Origin of the sequence: Sphingobium sp. CFD-1 (genome assembly GCF_024611115.1) — a bacterium.
Lineage (GTDB): Bacteria > Pseudomonadota > Alphaproteobacteria > Sphingomonadales > Sphingomonadaceae > Sphingobium > Sphingobium baderi_A.
Window position 1 is genome coordinate 1317893 of sequence record NZ_CP084398.1, and the last position, 17402, is coordinate 1335294.

General features: G+C 62.5%; 15 protein-coding genes. 11 read left to right on the top strand and 4 right to left on the bottom strand.

Annotation, left to right across the window (positions count from 1 at the left end):
- Positions 1-75: 75 nt before the first annotated feature.
- The gene (gene purF, locus LDB26_RS06905) at positions 76-1554 is read right to left on the bottom strand and encodes an amidophosphoribosyltransferase (protein ID WP_062065262.1); all 1479 of its coding nucleotides are present in this window, start codon (positions 1552-1554) and stop codon (positions 76-78) included.
- Positions 1555-1726: 172 nt separating this feature from the next.
- On the opposite strand from purF, the gene ccmC reads away from it, so the two are divergent.
- The 8 genes from ccmC (at position 1727) to LDB26_RS06945 (ending at position 8571) form a co-directional block, all read left to right on the top strand.
- Positions 1727-2449, top strand: a complete 723-nt coding sequence (ccmC, locus tag LDB26_RS06910; protein ID WP_062065265.1) for a heme ABC transporter permease CcmC — start codon at positions 1727-1729, stop codon at positions 2447-2449.
- Between the two features lie 4 nt (positions 2450-2453).
- Positions 2454-2582 carry a hypothetical protein gene (locus LDB26_RS06915; RefSeq protein ID WP_257541317.1) on the top strand — a complete coding sequence of 43 codons (129 nt, stop codon included), beginning with the start codon at positions 2454-2456 and terminating at the stop codon, positions 2580-2582.
- Positions 2579-3025, top strand: coding sequence for a cytochrome c maturation protein CcmE (ccmE, locus tag LDB26_RS06920; protein WP_257541319.1), 447 nt, complete (start codon positions 2579-2581; stop codon positions 3023-3025). Before LDB26_RS06915 ends, ccmE begins: the two co-directional genes overlap by 4 nt.
- Positions 3022-4950: a heme lyase CcmF/NrfE family subunit gene (locus tag LDB26_RS06925; protein ID WP_257541321.1), complete on the top strand. Its 1929-nt coding sequence runs from the start codon at positions 3022-3024 to the stop codon at positions 4948-4950. Before ccmE ends, LDB26_RS06925 begins: the two co-directional genes overlap by 4 nt.
- Complete coding sequence (locus LDB26_RS06930) at positions 4947-5474, top strand: DsbE family thiol:disulfide interchange protein (RefSeq protein WP_257541323.1); 528 nt, start codon at positions 4947-4949, stop codon at positions 5472-5474. Before LDB26_RS06925 ends, LDB26_RS06930 begins: the two co-directional genes overlap by 4 nt.
- Positions 5471-5881, top strand: coding sequence for a cytochrome c-type biogenesis protein (locus tag LDB26_RS06935; RefSeq protein ID WP_257541325.1), 411 nt, complete (start codon positions 5471-5473; stop codon positions 5879-5881). The genes LDB26_RS06930 and LDB26_RS06935 overlap by 4 nt, the downstream gene beginning before the upstream one ends.
- On the top strand, positions 5878-6522 hold the full coding sequence (locus LDB26_RS06940) for a hypothetical protein (protein WP_062065280.1): 645 nt from the start codon (positions 5878-5880) through the stop codon (positions 6520-6522). The genes LDB26_RS06935 and LDB26_RS06940 overlap by 4 nt, the downstream gene beginning before the upstream one ends.
- Positions 6523-6645: 123 nt before the next feature.
- On the top strand, positions 6646-8571 hold the full coding sequence (locus LDB26_RS06945) for a potassium transporter Kup (RefSeq protein ID WP_257541327.1): 1926 nt from the start codon (positions 6646-6648) through the stop codon (positions 8569-8571).
- 62 nt (positions 8572-8633) lie between these two features.
- Here LDB26_RS06945 and LDB26_RS06950 read toward each other — a convergent pair whose 3' ends face one another.
- On the bottom strand, positions 8634-9098 hold the full coding sequence (locus tag LDB26_RS06950) for an Hsp20 family protein (RefSeq protein ID WP_062068772.1): 465 nt from the start codon (positions 9096-9098) through the stop codon (positions 8634-8636).
- Positions 9099-9697: 599 nt separating this feature from the next.
- On the opposite strand from LDB26_RS06950, the gene LDB26_RS06955 reads away from it, so the two are divergent.
- Both LDB26_RS06955 and LDB26_RS06960 read left to right on the top strand, forming a co-directional pair.
- Positions 9698-10948: a lipoprotein-releasing ABC transporter permease subunit gene (locus LDB26_RS06955; RefSeq protein ID WP_257541329.1), complete on the top strand. Its 1251-nt coding sequence runs from the start codon at positions 9698-9700 to the stop codon at positions 10946-10948.
- Positions 10941-11636: an ABC transporter ATP-binding protein gene (locus tag LDB26_RS06960; RefSeq protein WP_257541331.1), complete on the top strand. Its 696-nt coding sequence runs from the start codon at positions 10941-10943 to the stop codon at positions 11634-11636. Before LDB26_RS06955 ends, LDB26_RS06960 begins: the two co-directional genes overlap by 8 nt.
- A gap of 141 nt (positions 11637-11777) precedes the next feature.
- Here LDB26_RS06960 and LDB26_RS06965 read toward each other — a convergent pair whose 3' ends face one another.
- On the bottom strand, positions 11778-12947 hold the full coding sequence (locus LDB26_RS06965; protein WP_257541333.1) for a Yip1 family protein: 1170 nt from the start codon (positions 12945-12947) through the stop codon (positions 11778-11780).
- Between the two features lie 133 nt (positions 12948-13080).
- On the opposite strand from LDB26_RS06965, the gene dnaE reads away from it, so the two are divergent.
- Positions 13081-16620, top strand: coding sequence for a DNA polymerase III subunit alpha (gene dnaE / locus LDB26_RS06970; protein ID WP_257542001.1), 3540 nt, complete (start codon positions 13081-13083; stop codon positions 16618-16620).
- A 133-nt stretch (positions 16621-16753) separates the two neighbouring features.
- Here the strand turns inward: dnaE and LDB26_RS06975 are convergent, their stop codons facing one another.
- A complete protein-coding gene (locus LDB26_RS06975) occupies positions 16754-17245 on the bottom strand; it encodes a flavin reductase family protein (protein WP_062065290.1) in 492 nt (163 codons plus the stop codon).
- Positions 17246-17402 lie beyond the last annotated feature (157 nt).

Consider the following 17402-nt stretch of genomic DNA (forward strand, 5'->3'; position numbering starts at 1 on the left):
AAACATCCAATCGTGCTCACGCAGGGTGAGGCGCGTCAGGGGTGGAGAGCGGCGGAGGGAGGGGTGGCCTGAAACTCAGACCACTCTTTCAGCCAGCATTTCGAACTGGTTCTGAACCACGGCATCATCCTGATCGGTGAGCGTGGTGGGATAATCGCCGGTGAAGCAGGCATCGCAATATTGCGGGCGGATGTCGGCCCGTTTCGCTTCGCCCAGCGCCTTGTAGAGGCCATCGATGGATACGAAGGACAGGCTGTCCGCCTGAATGAAATCCTGCATGCCCTTGATGTCCAGGCGATGCGCCAGCAGCTTGCCGCGTTCGGGCGTGTCCACGCCGTAGAAGCAGCTATGCCGCGTGGGCGGGCTGGCGATCCGCATATGGACTTCGGCCGCGCCCGCTTCGCGCATCATCTGCACGATCTTGAGGCTGGTGGTGCCGCGCACGATCGAATCGTCGATCAGCACGACGCGCTTGCCGTCGATCAGCGCGCGGTTGGCGTTGTGCTTGAGCTTCACGCCCAGATGGCGGACCTTGTCACCCGGCTGGATGAAGGTGCGGCCGATATAGTGCGAGCGGATGATGCCCAGCTCAAAAGGAATGCCCGATTGCTGAGCATAGCCCAAAGCCGCCGGGACGCCGCTGTCGGGCACGGGGATGACCAGATCGGCATTCACCGGATTTTCGATGGCGAGCTGGGCGCCGATGGCCTTTCGGACTGAATAGACGCTGGAACCGTCCACGATCGAATCGGGGCGGCTGAAATAGACATGCTCGAAAATGCAGGGGCGCGGATGCGTTTCGCCGAAGGGCCGATGGCTCCGCACTTCGCCGTCATGCGTGACGATGACGAGTTCGCCTGGCTCGATAGAGCGGATATATTCGCCGTCAATCACATCGAAGGCCACGGTTTCCGAGGCAAAGACGGTGGCGTCGCCGATACGGCCCATCACCAGCGGCCGGATGCCCAGCGGATCGCGGCAGGCGATCATGCCTTCGGGCGTCATGACGATGAGGGAGTAAGCGCCTTCCACCTGTTTCAGCGCGTCGATGAACTTGTCGAGCAGCGTCCGGTAGGTCGACGTGGCGACCAGATGGATGATGACTTCGGTGTCGGAGGTCGACTGGAAGATGGAACCACGGCGAATGAGTTCGCGGCGCAGCTTCATGGCATTGGAGATGTTGCCGTTATGGGCGACCGCGAAGCCGCCTGAATTCAGTTCGGCATAGAGCGGCTGGACGTTGCGGAGCGAGGTTTCGCCCGTGGTCGAATAGCGCACATGGCCGCAGGCATAATGGCCCGGGAGCGCGCGAATCACCTCGTCGCGGTCGAAATTGCCGGCGACATGCCCCATGGCGCGATGGGTGTGGAAATCATGGCCGTCCCAGCTGGTGATGCCGGCGGCTTCCTGACCGCGATGCTGAAGGGCGTGAAGGCCAAGCGCAACGATAGCCGAAGCCGTTTCAGCGTTGGAAACGCCGAAAATGCCGCATTCTTCACGCAGCTTGTCATCGTCGAACGGGTGTGTAGTCAACATGGGTGTGAGCGGGTCCATAGCCGATCCTGTCCGCCCCAGCGGGGCGCCGATGCCGCGCATATAGTCACTCCCGTGTCATTTGTCGCCTGCCTGGCACAAAAAAGCTTGGCATGTTTTCGCCGGACCGCCCCTTATATCGGAAAAAGCCCCACTGGCGTTGCAGGCAAGGCGCGTCTAAAGAAGCGCCCCGATGCATCGTTTCGCCAATCCTGCCCGCTTTTTGAAGATCGCGCGGCCCCTGACGGGCTGGCTGTTGTGGCCAGGCCTGGTCCTGACGCTGGCGGGTTGCGCCTGCGGCCTTTTTGTCACGCCCGCGGACTATCTGCAGGGGGAAACGGTCCGTATCCTTTATGTCCATGTGCCCGCCGCCTGGCTGGGCATGGCCGGTTGGTCGGGGATAGCGATCGCGGCGCTGATGCAATTGGTGTGGAAGCATCCCCTGGCCGCGATTGCCGGACGCGCCATCGCTGCGCCGGGGGCGCTGTTCACCGCGATTTGCCTCGCCACCGGGTCGATATGGGGACGGCCCACTTGGGGAACATGGTGGGAATGGGACGGACGGATGACGTCCATGCTGGTGCTGCTGTTCCTCTATCTGGGCTATATGGCGCTCGCCAATGCCAGCGCGCGGCAGGGGCAGGGCGGCGTCAGCCCCGTGACGGCCATTTTCGGGCTGGTGGGCGCGATCAACATTCCGATCATCAACCGTTCCGTGGTGTGGTGGAACAGTTTGCATCAGGGGCCGAGCATCACCCTGCGCGGGTCGAGCATCGACGGGTCGCTGCTCTGGCCGCTGGGGCTGACGCTCCTGGGGTTCAGCCTGCTTTTCGGCGCGATCGTGCTGATGCGGATGCGGACTTTGTTGGCGCGCAACAGGGTAGAGGCGCGGATGCAGCGTCTGGCGCGGGGGTGATGCGATGAATCAATGGGCATTCGTGGCGGCCGCCTATGCGCTTGCCTTCCTTGCGACCGCCGGGGTCGTTATCCTGAGCTGGCGCGCCATGCTAGAGGCCGAGGGACAGGCGGAAGACAGGACGCGCACGTGAAGGCGAAACATCAAAGGCTGATACTGGCGCTGGTTGCGCTGGTTGCGCTGATCGGCGCGGGGTTGCTGGCGGCGTCGGCGTTGAAGGACGAGGCAGCCTATTTCTACGCCCCCGCTGACGTGAAGACGAAGGGCGTCGAGCCGGGCAAGGCAATCCGGCTGGGCGGAATGGTCGTCAAGGGCAGCCTGAAACATGCGGCTGACGGCGTGACCATCCATTTCGACGTGACGGACGGCAAGGCCACGGTGCCCGCGACCTTCAGCGGCATCGCGCCGGACCTGTTCCGCGAGGGATCGGGCGTCGTTGCCGAGGGCGCTTTTGACGGGAAGGGCACTTTCGTCGCGACCAACCTGCTCGCCAAGCATGATGAACGCTACATGCCGCGCGAGCTGGAAGGGATGCAATATGATGAGAAAACCCACGAGATGAAGGGCGGGCAATGATCGCGGAAGCCGGATTGGCCGCGCTTTGGCTGGCCGCGGCGCTGGCTTTGTTGCAACTGGCGCTGGTCGCTTTCGGTCTGGTGGGGCGCAAGGGTGAATTGCTGGGCGCCGTCCGCCCGGTGGCGGTGTCGCAGGGCTTGCTGACGCTGCTGGCGTTCGTGATGCTGGTCCTGTTGTTTCTGCGGTCGGACATGTCGGTGATGCTGGTCGTCACCAACAGCCATTCGATGAAGCCCTGGCTCTACAAATTCGCCGGGACATGGGGCAATCACGAAGGGTCGATGCTGCTCTGGGTCACGGTGATGGGCCTCGCCGGGAGCGCGGTCGCCCTGTTCGAGCGGGCGCTCAGGCGAGACACTCATATGGCGACGCTGGGCGCGCAGGCCGCGATCAGCCTTGGTTTCTATGCGTTTCTGCTGTTTTCTTCCAATCCCTTCGCCCGGATCGATCCTCCTCCGCCCGATGGACAGGGTCTCAATCCCTTGTTGCAGGACCCCGGCCTCGCCTTTCATCCGCCGACACTTTATCTGGGCTATGTCGGACTTTCGGTCGCTTTTTCCTTTGCGGTTGGAGCTTTGCTGACCCGGCAGGTCGATGCGGGCTTTGCGCGGGCGATGCGGCCGTGGGTGCTGGCGGCATGGGTCATGCTGACGCTCGGTATCACGGCGGGCAGCTATTGGGCCTATTATGAACTGGGCTGGGGCGGCTGGTGGTTCTGGGACCCGGTGGAGAATGCCTCGCTGATGCCCTGGCTGGCGGCGACCGCGCTGCTCCATAGCGTAACGGTGCTGGCGACGCGGGACGCCTTGCGGGCGTGGACGGTGATGCTGGCCGTCATCGCCTTTTCCATGTCGATGGTGGGCACATTCCTTGTCCGATCGGGTATTTTGACGAGCGTTCATGCCTTCGCGGTGGACCCGGAGCGGGGCACCTTCATTCTGGGGTTGCTGGCGATTTACATCGGTGGCGCGTTCGCGCTTTTCGGATGGCGGGTCGGCGCGGTGCGGGAAGGCGCGCCCTTCGAACTGGTGAGCCGTGAGACAATGCTGGTCATCAACAACCTGTTGCTTTCGGTCATATTGGGGCTGGTGCTGATCGGGACGCTCTATCCACTGATGACGGAGGCGTTCGGTCACAAGGTGTCCGTCGGCGCGCCTTATTTCGACCGGATCGCTGGCCCCATTGCGCTGATCCTGATGATCGCCATGATGGCTGGGCCGCTCACCCGGTGGCGACGGGACCGTTTTGCCGTGGTGGCGGGGCGCATGATGGTTCCGGCCATCGTGGCGCTGGTTGTGCTGGCTCTCGTGGTTGCGCTGGCATGGGGGCGGATCGGCATATTGCCACTTGCCGGGCTTGTGGTCGCCGGAGCGGTGGCCGTGGGGAGCGTTGGGCCGCTGTGGAAGCGGAACCTGCGCCGCACACCGCTTTTCACCTGGGGTATGGTGATCGCGCATCTGGGCTGTGCGGTCAGTCTGGGCGGCATGGCGTCCGATTCCGCCTTTACGGTGGAAAAGCTGGTCGCGGCGCGGCCGGGCGATAGGATCGAGACGGCGGGCTGGACCCTGCATTTCGACAAGATCATGCCGATCGCGGGCGATAACTGGACCGCGTTGCAGGCGGACATGACGGCGAGCCGGGGCGGAGGCACGGCAATCGCCATCCATCCGCAATCGCGCTTTTTCGCCTCTCCGCCGACAACCACGACGGAAGCCGCATTGCTGACGCGCTGGAACGGGCAGCTCTATGTCGTTCTGGGGCAGGAAACCGACGATGGCCGGTGGCAGGTCCGCATCTGGTGGAAGCCGTTCGTGACCTTCATCTGGCTGGGCGGGATCATGATCGCGCTGGGCGGCGCGCTGGCGCTGCTGGGCCGGGAGCGGCGCGGCTGGCTGCTGAAATGGCGGGCGAGGGCAATCGCATGAGGAAAATGCTGATCTGGCTGCCGCTGGTCCTTTTCCTCGGCTTTTTCGGGCTGTTCGCGAGCGGGCTTCTGAAGCCCGACGACCGCCTCATAACCTCCAAGATGGTGGGCAAGCCCTTGCCCGCCTTCGCTCTTCCCGCCGCATCGAGCGACCGGCCCGCCCTGACGAGCGCCAATCTGGCGACCGGCACGCCGCGCCTGCTCAATATCTTTGCAAGCTGGTGCGTGCCCTGCGCGGCCGAAGCGCCGCAACTCATGGCGCTCAGGCAGGCGGGCGTGGAGATCGACGCCATTGCGATTCGCGATGCGCGCGCGGATGTGGACCGCTTTCTGGCCCGCTATGGCAATCCCTATGCCCGCATCGGGCTGGATGCTCGCAGCGCCGTGCAGATCGCGCTTGGCTCGTCTGGCGTGCCCGAGACGTTCGTGATCGATGGCAAGGGACGGATTGCCTATCAGCATATCGGCGATATTCGCGCCGATGACGTGCCGATGATCCTCGACCGGCTGAAGAGCGCGCAATGAGGGTGTCGCTTGCCCTTCTGCTCCTGCTGGCGAGCGCGCCGGTGCTGGCGCAGACGGCCCTGCCGCCCGCGCCCTATGCCGACCGGCAGATCGATGACCCGGCGCTGGAGAAGAAGGCGCGCGCGCTCATGGAAACGATCCGCTGCCTTACCTGCCAGAGCCAGTCCATTGCGGATAGCAACGCCAGCATGGCGGCCGATATGCGCTCGGAAATCCGGCAGCGCGTCATGGCGGGCGAACAGCCGGAACATATCCGCGCCTGGCTGATCGAGCGTTATGGCGACTGGGTGAGTTATGAGCCGACAGCGAACCCGATAGTGTGGCCGCTCTGGGGCGCCCCGATCGTGTTGTTGGTTTTGGGCCTGCTGCTGCTGCGTGGGCGAATCAGGAAAGGCAGGCGGTCATGACGGGATGGGTGATCGCCGCGAGCCTTGCGCTGCTCGTGCTGCTTATTCTTTTCTATGTGGTTTCCATTCCCCGGATGGCGCGGGAAATCACCGCCGCCGCGCTGCTGATCGGGCTGGCGGGCTATGCGTGGCAGGGAAATCCGGGCCTTGCGGGCGCGCCACGGAAGGCGGCCGGAACGCAGGCGGCGTCATTTGACGAGGGGTTGGCGGAGCAGCGCCGGGCGCTGGCCGAACGTTATGGCCCCGCGGGGCAATGGTTGATGATGTCCGATGGGCTGGGGCGTCAGGGCAAGAGCAAGGAAGCCGCCAATATCCTGTTGTCCGGATTGCGCCAGACGCCCGACGATCCCAATCTCTGGCTTGGTCTTGGCAATGCGCTGGTGGTTCATGCCGATGGCGTGGTGTCTCCGGGTGCGGATTTCGCTTATCGCCGGGCCATGGCCGTTGACGAAAAGGCGATCGCGCCGCGTTTCTTCTATGGGCTGGCGCTCGCCAGAAGCGGTCAGTTGCAACCTGCGCGCGCGCTTTGGGCGCCATTGGAGCAGACCTTGCCCGAAGGCAGCAAGCTCAAGGCCGAACTGAAGGCCAATATCGCGCGTATCGACGTTCTGATGGCATCGGAAGGCCCGCGTCCCGAATAGAAACAGCCGACACAGGCGCATTGCACGGGTGAGGGAGGCGTGATAGGGGCCGGCGGTTTGCAGGGCATAAAGGTCGCCCCTTGCACAGGTGTCGGAAAAGCATGATTATTCGGCGTTTCTTTCATGGCTGAACAGGCAGGCAACGGCACAGCCGTTGCAACGGAAGAAGATCATGGTCACGGCCATGTGCGGCAGAAGGCGACCGCTAAACTGGTCGTCGGCGCGATCGGCATCGTTTTTGGCGATATCGGCACCAGCCCGCTTTATGCCTTTCGCGAAACCTTTGCGGGGCATCATCATCTCGATCTCGACGCGGATCATATATTGGGCGTCATCAGCCTGATGTTCTGGTCCATGATGCTGGTCGTGACGCTCAAATATGTCTCGATCATCATGCGGGCCGACAATAAGGGTGAAGGCGGCAGCCTGGCGCTGCTGGCGCTTATCAACGGACAGACCAAGACGCCGCGCTGGTCGAGCGGCATCATCCTGCTGGGCGTTTTCGCGACGGCGCTGTTCTACGGCGATTCGATGATCACGCCCGCCGTGTCGGTGCTGTCGGCGGTGGAGGGGCTTGCGGTCTATAATCCCGGCTTCGCCCCCGCCATTCTGCCTGTGGCGGTGTTGATCCTGCTCGGCCTCTTCTGGATTCAGGGGTGGGGGACCAACCGGGTCGCATCGTTGTTCGGCCCGATCATGCTGTTCTATTTCGTGACCATCGCGACATTGGGCGTCATCAGCATCCTCAAGACGCCGGGGATCGTTTTCGCGCTCAACCCATATTGGGCGTTTATGTTCTTCGTGACCGATCCGCTTCCGGCCTTTTTGGCGCTGGGATCCGTCGTGCTGGCGGTGACGGGCGCGGAGGCGCTCTACGCCGATATGGGGCATTTCGGGCGCAGTCCGATCCGTGTGTCGTGGTTGGCCTTCGTGCTTCCGGCGCTGATGCTGAATTATATGGGACAAGGCGCGCTGCTGTTCCGCGAAGGCGCGGCGGCGCTGCACAGCCCTTTCTACAACCTTGCCCCGCAATGGGGGCAATTGCCGCTGGTGGCTCTGGCGACCATGGCGGCGATCATCGCCAGTCAGGCGGTGATTTCCGGCGCCTTTTCTGTCACGCAGCAGGCAATACAGCTCGGTTTCATGCCGCGTCTGCGGATTGCCCATACCAGCGCGTCCACGGCGGGGCAGATTTACATCCCCCTCGTCAACTGGGGGCTGATGATCATGGTCATCCTGCTGGTGCTGGTATTCCAGACATCGTCCAACCTGACCGCGGCATATGGCATCGCGGTGACGGGCGCGATGTTCATCGACAATCTGCTGCTGACGGTGGTGCTGTTCCGCCTGTGGCACTGGCGCTGGTATTATGCCGCGCCGGTGCTGGCCGTGTTCTTTATCGTGGACGGCGCCTATCTGGCGGCAAACCTGACCAAGGTGCCGGACGGCGGGTGGTTCCCGCTGCTGATCGGCTTCGTGGTTTTCACGCTGCTCACCACCTGGTCGCGCGGGCGCAAGCTGATGCAGGACCGCCTGCGGGAGGCGGCGATGCCGATTCCGGTGTTCGTGGCGTCAGCGGCCAACAGCGCGGTGCGGGTGCCGGGGACGGCGGTGTTCATGACTTCGACGCCCGATGGCGTGCCCCATGCGCTGCTGCATAACCTCAAGCACAACAAGGTGCTGCATGAGCGGGTCATCCTGCTGACCGTCAAGATCAAGGACGTGCCGGTGGTCGAGGATGACGGGCGGTGCAAGCTGGAGGATCTGGGGCGCGGCTTCTTCCGGCTGGTGCTGCAATATGGCTTCATGCAGGAACCGGACGTGCCGGCGGCGCTCAAGAACGTCAGCGGCTGCGGGCAGGCGTTCAAGATGATGGACACCAGCTTCTTCCTGGCGCGGCAGACGCTGCTGCCGTCGGCCAAGCCGGGGATGCCGCTGTGGCGGGAAAAGATCTTCGCCTGGATGCTGCGAAATGCGGAAAGCGCGATGGAATTCTTCCGCCTGCCCACCAATCGCGTGGTCGAATTGGGCAGCCAGGTCGAGATTTGATGCGGTGACGAAAAAGGGCACGACCGGGAAGGCCGCGCCCTGCAATTCTTATCGAGAGCCGATCAGGCGGCGTCGCGATCCTTGCCGATTTCCACGAGCTGACCGCCGTTGATGGCAATCTTCTTGGGCTTCATGGCTTCGGGGACTTCGCGGACCAGTTCGATCGTCAGCAGTCCGTCCGCGAGATCCGCTGTCTCCACCCGCACGAAATCGGCGAGTTCGAAGCGGCGCTCAAAGCTGCGGTTGGCAATGCCAACATGCACGAATTTGGCACGGTCGGTCGCCTGCGTTTCCTCCTTGCGGCCGGACACCTGGAGCAAGTTCTGCTGGGCGGTGATCTCCAACTCATCGGAGCGGAAGCCCGCCACGGCCAAGGTCACGCGATAACGATCTTCCGAAAGGCGTTCGATGTTGAAGGGCGGGTAATTGTCGCCCTGCTGCAACCGGGCATTGTTTTCTATGAGGTCAAAAAGACGATCGAAGCCAACGGTCGAGCGGCGATAGGGGGTAAGGTCAAAACCACGCATTGTCATAATCTCCCAAAGAGCAAAATGAACATGCCGGACCCGAAATATGGCATCCGGCGAACCTGTGTCCGGCCCCTGATGGCGACCGAACAGGAGCGATATGGTTTGGCGAAACCGGGTTTCAAGGGGAAGGAAAGACAGGAAGTTTTTCCTCGGACGTCGCATATGTCACAGACGATGTGGTATTTTATCGTGCAGCGCCGGAAGTCCGGGCAGACGGGATTCAGGTGGCCATGGCGTCATCATGGCGTAGATCGAGTGGATAGGCTGGCATGTAACAAAAGTGCCCGGATCGCGTTTCCACGATCCGGGCACTGATGGACGATTTCTCGTCTCCCCCTTGGTCTGCCTCAACCGTTTTCTCAGCCCCCTAAGCTTGAAAACGGGAAGCAGTATCCCTGAACCACGGCCTTGTTTACCTGTGCTTCGATTGCTTTGCTATGGCGGCTGTGCCCTGCTGTCACGGCCTATTTCCCTGCCGCTGTGATTTTACTCCCGTGGCTGTGGCTGTGCTGCAACAATGCCGAGATGCTTGCCGTGGGCCCATAGCCTGCTAGATGGGCGAACGAACCAATTTCCAGGGGGCCGTCCGCGCCGTCATGATTCTATCCCGATATGAACGCATGATCGCCAAGCGTTACCTGCTGCCCGGCAAAGGCGAGGGATTTATCTTCCTTGTCGCTGGAATCAGTCTGGCTGCCGTGATGCTGGGCGTTGCCGCGCTCATCATCGTCATGAGCGTGATGAATGGTTTTCGTGCGGAATTGTTCGACAAGATCGTCGGGCTGAACGGTCATGCGGTCGTGCAGGGCTATGGCGGGCGATTGCCGGATTGGCAGAGCATATTAAAGCAGGCGAAGGAAACGCCGGGCGTCACCAGCGCTACGCCGTTGATCGAACAGCCTCTGTTGTCGACCTTTCAGGGCCGGGTAGAGGCGGTGCTGGTGCGCGGCATGACCGCGCCTGACATCCGCGCCAACACCACCTTGAAGGGCAAGGTGCTGGCCGGGAGCCTCAACGACCTGACGCCGGGAAGCGACAAGGTCGCCATCGGATCGCGGCTCGCGGAGAATCTGGGCATCCAGAAGGGCGACAGCATCACCATCATCAATCCGGCGGGCCGCTCCACTCCCTTCGGCACGGTGCCCCGGCAGGTTTCCTATCAGGTGGCGGCGATATTCGAGGTCGGGGTCTACGATTATGACAAGGCGTTCGTCGTCATGCCGATCGAGGATGCACAGACGCTGCTGCTGTTGGGCAATGTGGTCGGCATGATCGAGGTGGAGACGGTGAACGCCGACAAGGTGGGTTCTATCCTGGAGCCGTTGGCGGCAAAGGTCGCGGGCCGCGCCGTCATCACCGACTGGCGGCAGATGAACGCATCCCTGTTCGAGGCGCTGGCGGTGGAACGGGTGGCGATGTTCGTGGTGCTTTCGATCATCGTGCTGGTGGCGGTGTTCAATATCCTGTCCTCGCTCATCATGCTGGTGCGGGCCAAGACGCGGGATATCGCCATATTGCGGACCATGGGGGCGAGCCGGGGCGGACTGGTCAAGATATTCATGACCGTAGGCGTCACTATTGGCACGCTGGGCATGGTGGCGGGGATGATGCTGGGTTTCACCTTCCTGTTCTTCCGGCAGAGCCTTGTGAACGCGATCCAGTTCGTGACGGGGCAGAATCTGTGGGACCCGTCGATCCGGTTCCTCACGGAATTGCCGTCCAAGCCCGATCCGGTGGAAATCACCATCATCTGCCTGATGGCGCTCATCTTCAGCTTCCTCGCGACGCTTTACCCGGCGTTCAAGGCCGCCAATACCGATCCCGTGCAGGTGCTGCGTTATGAATGATGTTCTGAAGGTCACCGGGCTGACGCGCAGCTTCACGCAGGGCGGCGTCACCATCGAAGTGCTGCGCGGCGTCGACCTGAACGTGGGGCCGGGGGAGATCGTGGCGCTGCTCGGACCGTCGGGATCGGGCAAGTCCACCATGTTGCAGGCAGTGGGGCTGCTGGAGGGCGGGTTCGACGGGTCCATTCGCATCGGTGGCGAAGAAGCGGCAAAGCTGGACAATGACGGGCGGACGCGGCTGCGGCGCGACGCGTTGGGTTTCGTCTATCAGTTCCATCATCTTCTGCCGGACTTCAACGCGGTGGAGAATGTCATCCTGCCGCAGGTGATCCGGGACGCGGAAATGAGCGTGGCGCGCGCGAGGGCCGAATCGCTGCTAACGTCACTGGGGCTGGGGCATCGGCTGGAGCATCGGCCGAGCCAGCTATCGGGTGGAGAGCAACAGCGCGTAGCGGTGGCGCGTGCGCTGGCGAACCAGCCCGCGCTGGTGTTGGCGGACGAGCCTACGGGCAATCTGGACGAGCGGACGGCCGATGTGGTGCTGGCCGAGTTTCTGCGGTTGGTGCGGGGGGAAGGCTCGGCTGCCCTTGTTGCCACGCATAATGAGCGACTGGCGCAGAAGATGGACCGGGTGGTGCGGCTGCATGAAGGGCGGCTGGAGGAAGATGCGGGAGGGGCAGCGGCCTGATCAGGCTGTCATTTCCGGCTGTTTCCGGCCCATGGCGGACAACCCACATCCGTTTGGGCTGAGCCTGTCGAAGGGCGAACGGAGATGGGAATAGCGGACAGTCCGCTCCCCACCCAAACCCGCCATTCAACCTCACGCCATTCACTTCGCCAGCGCGGCGAGGCGGTCGAGGCCGATGGCGTTCACGGCGGCTTTCAGTTCGTCGATGTTGGCGACGGTGCCATTGGCCTCCACCATGAAACGATTGGCGAGCGTAGTGCCATATTTGCCGTGACGGCTTTCGCTGTCCCATTCCTCCGTCACGATGCGGCCATCGACGGTTTCCGTCTTTTCATAGCCGGTCGCGGTCTGTCTATTTGACTGGACGTTGAGCGCCGCACCGAGGCCCGCAAGCGCCCCCGCGACGGCGATGTCGGTGACTTCCAAGCTGATGTCGTCATCGCCCGCGGCATAGCGCGCACTGGCGCGAGCGCCTGCCGACATGCCGCTGCTTTCGACCTCCGTGCGGGTGAAGCGGCCGATCTTTTCAGGGAGCATCGCTTGCAACGCGGCGGGGGCGACGGCGGCGGACGTGCCGTTCTGAGCGGCGTCCTCCATCCGCTTCGCGGCGGATTCCATTTGCTTGCTGGCGGCGTCGAGCTTGCCGAGGTCGACCTTGCCCACGCCGGGGACGGTCATTTCGCCGCTGACCGTGGACGGACCATAGCCGCCGCCGAACATCGTGCCGAAGGGACGCGCCAGCGCACCCGCGACGATGAAGAGTATCGCGGCGGCGACGATGGTGACGATGGTATAGACCAGCGCCTTGTCCTCCGGCGCTTTCATCAGGCGCGGCAGGCTGAGATAGAGGAGATAGAGGCTGTAGAGACCAAGGATGCCGAGGATCGAGAGCGAAGGCACCAGCGAGAAAATGCCCGCGAGCCAGCCCGCCGTGCCGGAATAGGCGGCGACCTTGAACGCCTTCACTTTGTCCTTCTGGCCGCCGAACTGGGGTGCGAGGAAATCGATGATGAGGGCAAGGACAAAGAGGCCGATCAGCGCGAAGACATAATGGGCGATCGCCATGCTGATCGCGCCGACGAGCGAAGGGCGGAACGTGATGCCAAGCGCGCCATAGCCGAATATCTGGCCGCCGATCAGCGCGGCGAGCGGCGGGATGGCCGCGAGGATTAGCACATAGCCGGTGAAGATGCCGCCGATGGTTGCCGGTTCGGCGTCGATGACGGCCCATTCTTCCTTGGGCTTGAGGATGATCGCTTTTGCCCTGACGACGATGCTGGGCGGGGTGGAAACCGGGTTCACGTCCCTCATGTGGCACTCTCCCTGTTCGTTACGGGGATAGGATCAATTTCGGATGCATAACGCAAGCGCTATCTGCCTTAATTATCCCCAGCTTTCGATGATGAGGGCTGGCATCGAATCGGGGAGGGTGCATAATGCCGCCATGCCTCACGCCGGTTTCGTTCCCCTTCGCATATTGTCGTCCTTCACCATGCTGGAAGGAGCGATCGATCCCAAGAAGATCGCCAAACAGGCCAAGGCGCTGGGCTTTCCGGCGGCGGCGATCACGGACCGCAACGGGCTTTACGGTTCCATGGCTTTCTCCGACGCCTGCAAGAGCGAAGGGGTGCAGCCGATTATCGGCGCGATGCTGGGGATATTGCGGCCGGGACGCCCGCTCAATGCTCCGCCCGTGCACGATTGGCTGACGCTCTACGCGCAGGACGCGGCGGGTTATGACAATCTCTGCGCGCTAGTGTCCATGGCGCATCTCGACCGTCCGGTCGAGGAAGTGCCGCATGTCACGCTGGAGGCGATGGAGGGGCGGACCGATGGCCTGATTGCTTTGACGGCGGGAGGTGAAGGCGCCATCGCGCGGCTGTTCGCAGAGGACCAGCCGGACGCTGCGCGGGCCTATGTCGAGCGACTGGAGGTCTTGTTTCCCGACCGGCTTTATGTCGAAATTTGCCGGCGGCTTGATCCCGTCGAGGGGAAGGCGGAGCCCGACCTGCTCGACATGGCCTATGCGCGTAACCTGCCGTTGGTCGCGACCAATCCGACCTGTTTTGCCGAACCGCATTTCCATGAAGCGCATGATGTGATGCTGTGCATCGCCGACAGCGCTTATGTGGAGACGCCGGACCGCCGCACCAGTTCTCCCGATGCTTGGATGAAACCGGCGGCGGAGATGAAAAGGCTGTTCGAGGATTTGCCCGAAGCGCTGTCGAACACGCTGGTCGTGGCGCAGCGTTGCGCGGTGGCCGCGCCCAAGCGCAAGCCGATCCTCCCCAGCCTCGCGGGTGATATCGAAGGCGAGGCGCAGATGCTGCGCGAACAGGCCGTGGCCGGACTAGAAGCGCGGCTGGAAAAACTGGGCATCAGTGATGAAGACGCACGGCGACCTTATTTCGAGCGGCTGAAGTTCGAGACGGATATTATCGTCCAGATGGGCTTTCCCGGTTACTTCCTGATTGTTGCCGATTTCATCAGATGGGCGAAATCGCATGATATTCCGGTGGGGCCGGGACGTGGTTCGGGCGCGGGTTCCGTGGTGGCGTGGGCGCTGACGATCACGGACCTCGACCCGTTGCAACTGGGGCTGCTGTTCGAACGATTCCTGAACCCGGAACGCGTGTCGATGCCGGACTTCGACATCGACTTCTGCGAAACGCGGCGGGGCGAGGTGATCCGCTACGTTCAGAATAAATATGGCGCGGACCATGTGGCGCAGATCATCACCTTCGGAAAGCTGAAGGCGCGCGCGGTGCTGAAGGACACGGGACGCGTGCTCCAGATGAGCTACGGGCAGGTCGACCGGCTCGCCAAGCTGGTGCCCAACCATCCGACTGACCCATGGACGCTGGAGCGATCCCTGAACGGCGTGTCCGAGTTCCGGGCGGAATATGACAATGACGGGCAGGTTCGGCGGCTGATCGACTATGCGATGAAGCTGGAAGGCTTCCCGCGCCATAGCTCCACCCATGCGGCGGGCGTGGTGATTGGGGACAGGCCCCTGAGTCAGTTGGTGCCGCTCTATCGCGATCCGCGATCCGATATGCCGGTGACGCAGTTCGACATGAAATATGTCGAAGGCGCGGGGCTGGTGAAGTTCGACTTCCTCGGCCTTAAGACGCTGTCGGTGTTGCAGAAAGCGGTGCAGTTGCTGGCGGGGCGAGGCGTCGAGGTCGATCTCGACAGCCTGAGCTGGGACGATCCGGCGGTCTACGACCTGCTCCAGCGCGGCGATACGGTGGGCGTGTTCCAGTTGGAATCGGAGGGGATGCGGAAAACCCTTGCCGCCGTCCGTCCAACCAATTTCGGCGACATCATCGCGCTGGTGTCGCTTTACCGCCCCGGCCCGATGGACAATATCCCGATGTTCGGCCGTCGCAAGAACGGGCAGGAGGAGATTGAATATCCTCATATTCTCCTGAAACCGATCCTCGAAGAAACATACGGCATCTTCGTCTATCAGGAACAGGTGATGCAGGCCGCGCAGATATTGGCGGGCTATTCGCTGGGCGACGCCGACTTGCTGCGCCGCGCCATGGGCAAGAAGATCAAGGCGGAGATGGACGCGCAGCGCGCCCGCTTCGTGGAGGGCTGCGCCAGGAGCGACATCAAGCCGGCCAAGGCCAATGAGTTGTTCGACTTGATCGACAAGTTCGCGGGTTATGGCTTCAACAAGAGCCATGCGGCGGCTTATGCCTTGCTCGCCTATCAAACCGCGTGGCTCAAGGCGCACTATCCGGCGGAGTTCTATGCCGGGTCGATGGCGTTCGATATCCACCTGACCGACAAGCTCACTGTGTTCGTGGACGATATGCGGCGCATGGGGCTGACCTGCCTGGCGCCTGACATCAACCGGAGCGAGGCGGATTTCTCGGTCGAGGCGGTGGAATATGAAGGCGACGATCCGCGTCTGGGCTTTGCGGTACGCTATGCGCTGGGCGGCCTCAAAGGCGTGGGTGAAAAGGCGATGGAGCAACTCGTCGAGGAACGGGAAGCGCGAGGGGCGTTCAAGAGCCTCGATGATTTCGCTGATCGGATCGAACCACGGCTGCTTAACAGGCGGCAATTGGAAAGCCTCGCTGCGGCGGGCGCTTTCGATCATATTCATGCGGACCGCGCAGGGGTTCATGCGGCGGCCGAGACGATCCTGACCGTTGCTGCGAGTAACGCGGAGGCTCGGGCGAGCGGGCAGGGCGGGCTGTTCGGCGGAGAAGAAACGCCCCATGCCGATGTCCACATTCCGCCGCATCAGACCTGGTCAACGGCGGATCGCATGGCGCAGGAGAAGGAAGCGTTCGGCTTTTATTTTTCGGCGCATCCGGTGGATCGTTATCGGCATCTGGCCGATGCGCGCGGGGCCAAGAGCTATGGGACGATCTGTTCGGAGCCGGTAGCCGAAGGTGGGCGCGTCAATGGCGTGATGGCCGCGATGGTCGAGGATGTGCGCTGGCGCGAGACGAAGCGCGGGGCGCGCTATGCCGCCGCGACCTTTTCAGACAATAGCGGGCAGTTTCAGGCGAGTTGCTTCGATGAGGATGCGTGCAAGGCCATTGAGGAAATGGCGCGTGAGGGCGATTGCGCGCTGTTGATGGTGGAACTGGACCGTTTGCCGGGAGAGGAAACGCCGCGCGTCACTGTCCGGGGCGTGGAGCCTTTCCGGCAGCTTGCCAACGCATCGCGCATGGAACTGACGGTAAATGCGAGCGATCCGACATCGGTGGCGGCGCTGGCGCAACTATTGTCGCGGGCGCGAGGCGGACGGAGCGAAGTGTTCCTGCGCGCGCCGGTGCAGGATGGGAAAGCTGTGCGGATTTTCCTGGGGGATGACTATACCATCGGGGCGGATCAGGTGGATGCGATTGCGCTGATTCCCGGGCTTGCGATTCATACGTTCGAACGGATGGAGCCGAAGGCGGATGGCTATAGAGCGCGCAACCGGCGGGCTGGTTTGCGGCTGGTGGCCGGCGGATAGGATGCGGGTGTTCGGTAAGCGCGTGACGATTGCCGATTGAGGATGAGCGTACGCTCCCTGCCTGTGCCGGGAAAAGAGGCCGATGCCCCTTTTCCCCTATGGATTGAAACGAGCCAACACAGGCGATGGAGAGTCAGTCTTTCAGCCGCGCTGCCGAGGCGAAGGTTCCATCCACCCAGACCAGCGGATCGATTTCCGGATGGTTCACGATGCCGGTGACTTCGCCGGTGTAAAGAATGTGGGTCGATACCTCGAAAGCGCCGGACTTACGACACATCATGCTGGCGACGGCGTCGCCCAGAACTGGCGGACCGTCAGGGTTAAACTGCCAGTCGCCTGTTTCGAAGCGCTCGCGCCCCTTTTTCTGGCCGCTGAAGATGCCTACCAGCCCCTGATGCCGGGCAGCAAGCAGGTTGACGCAGAATTCTTCCTCGTCCGCCAGGATCGGCGCGATGCTGGCATTGCGGTTGACCGCGACGATCAGGGTCGGGGGATCGGCGGTTACGGACATGACGGCCGTTGCCGCCATGCCGGTGCATTCTTCGCCCTTGCCAGCGGTGACAATGGCGATGGTGGTGGCAAGGCGACGCATCGCCTGTTTGAAATCATCCGTAAGATTGGTCATCGATGCCTTTCCTCAGTCAAGCCAGTCGCGATGTTCGCAAGATTCCGCATTCTTCAAATATGTTCCGAGAGTCTGCATCGCTCATACCAGCGGGTCGATCCGCATAAAGCGGGGCATGTGTGATCGGTTCGGACGACTCCCCCTTGAACACCCAATA

Excerpts from the sequence above, each read along its gene's own strand:
- LDB26_RS06965 (WP_257541333.1), bottom strand. The coding sequence starts at position 12,947 with ATGAGGGACGTGAACCCGGTTTCCACCCCGCCCAGCATCGTCGTCAGG.
- ccmC (WP_062065265.1), top strand. The coding sequence starts at position 1,727 with ATGCATCGTTTCGCCAATCCTGCCCGCTTTTTGAAGATCGCGCGGCCC.
- LDB26_RS06935 (WP_257541325.1), top strand. The coding sequence starts at position 5,471 with ATGAGGGTGTCGCTTGCCCTTCTGCTCCTGCTGGCGAGCGCGCCGGTG.
- LDB26_RS06915 (WP_257541317.1), top strand. The coding sequence starts at position 2,454 with ATGAATCAATGGGCATTCGTGGCGGCCGCCTATGCGCTTGCCTTCCTT.
- LDB26_RS06960 (WP_257541331.1), top strand. The coding sequence starts at position 10,941 with ATGAATGATGTTCTGAAGGTCACCGGGCTGACGCGCAGCTTCACGCAG.
- dnaE (WP_257542001.1), top strand. The coding sequence starts at position 13,081 with ATGCCTCACGCCGGTTTCGTTCCCCTTCGCATATTGTCGTCCTTCACC.
- LDB26_RS06950 (WP_062068772.1), bottom strand. The coding sequence starts at position 9,098 with ATGCGTGGTTTTGACCTTACCCCCTATCGCCGCTCGACCGTTGGCTTC.
- LDB26_RS06945 (WP_257541327.1), top strand. The coding sequence starts at position 6,646 with ATGGCTGAACAGGCAGGCAACGGCACAGCCGTTGCAACGGAAGAAGAT.
- LDB26_RS06940 (WP_062065280.1), top strand. The coding sequence starts at position 5,878 with ATGACGGGATGGGTGATCGCCGCGAGCCTTGCGCTGCTCGTGCTGCTT.
- purF (WP_062065262.1), bottom strand. The coding sequence starts at position 1,554 with ATGGACCCGCTCACACCCATGTTGACTACACACCCGTTCGACGATGAC.
- LDB26_RS06975 (WP_062065290.1), bottom strand. The coding sequence starts at position 17,245 with ATGACCAATCTTACGGATGATTTCAAACAGGCGATGCGTCGCCTTGCC.
- LDB26_RS06955 (WP_257541329.1), top strand. The coding sequence starts at position 9,698 with ATGATTCTATCCCGATATGAACGCATGATCGCCAAGCGTTACCTGCTG.
- LDB26_RS06930 (WP_257541323.1), top strand. The coding sequence starts at position 4,947 with ATGAGGAAAATGCTGATCTGGCTGCCGCTGGTCCTTTTCCTCGGCTTT.
- LDB26_RS06925 (WP_257541321.1), top strand. The coding sequence starts at position 3,022 with ATGATCGCGGAAGCCGGATTGGCCGCGCTTTGGCTGGCCGCGGCGCTG.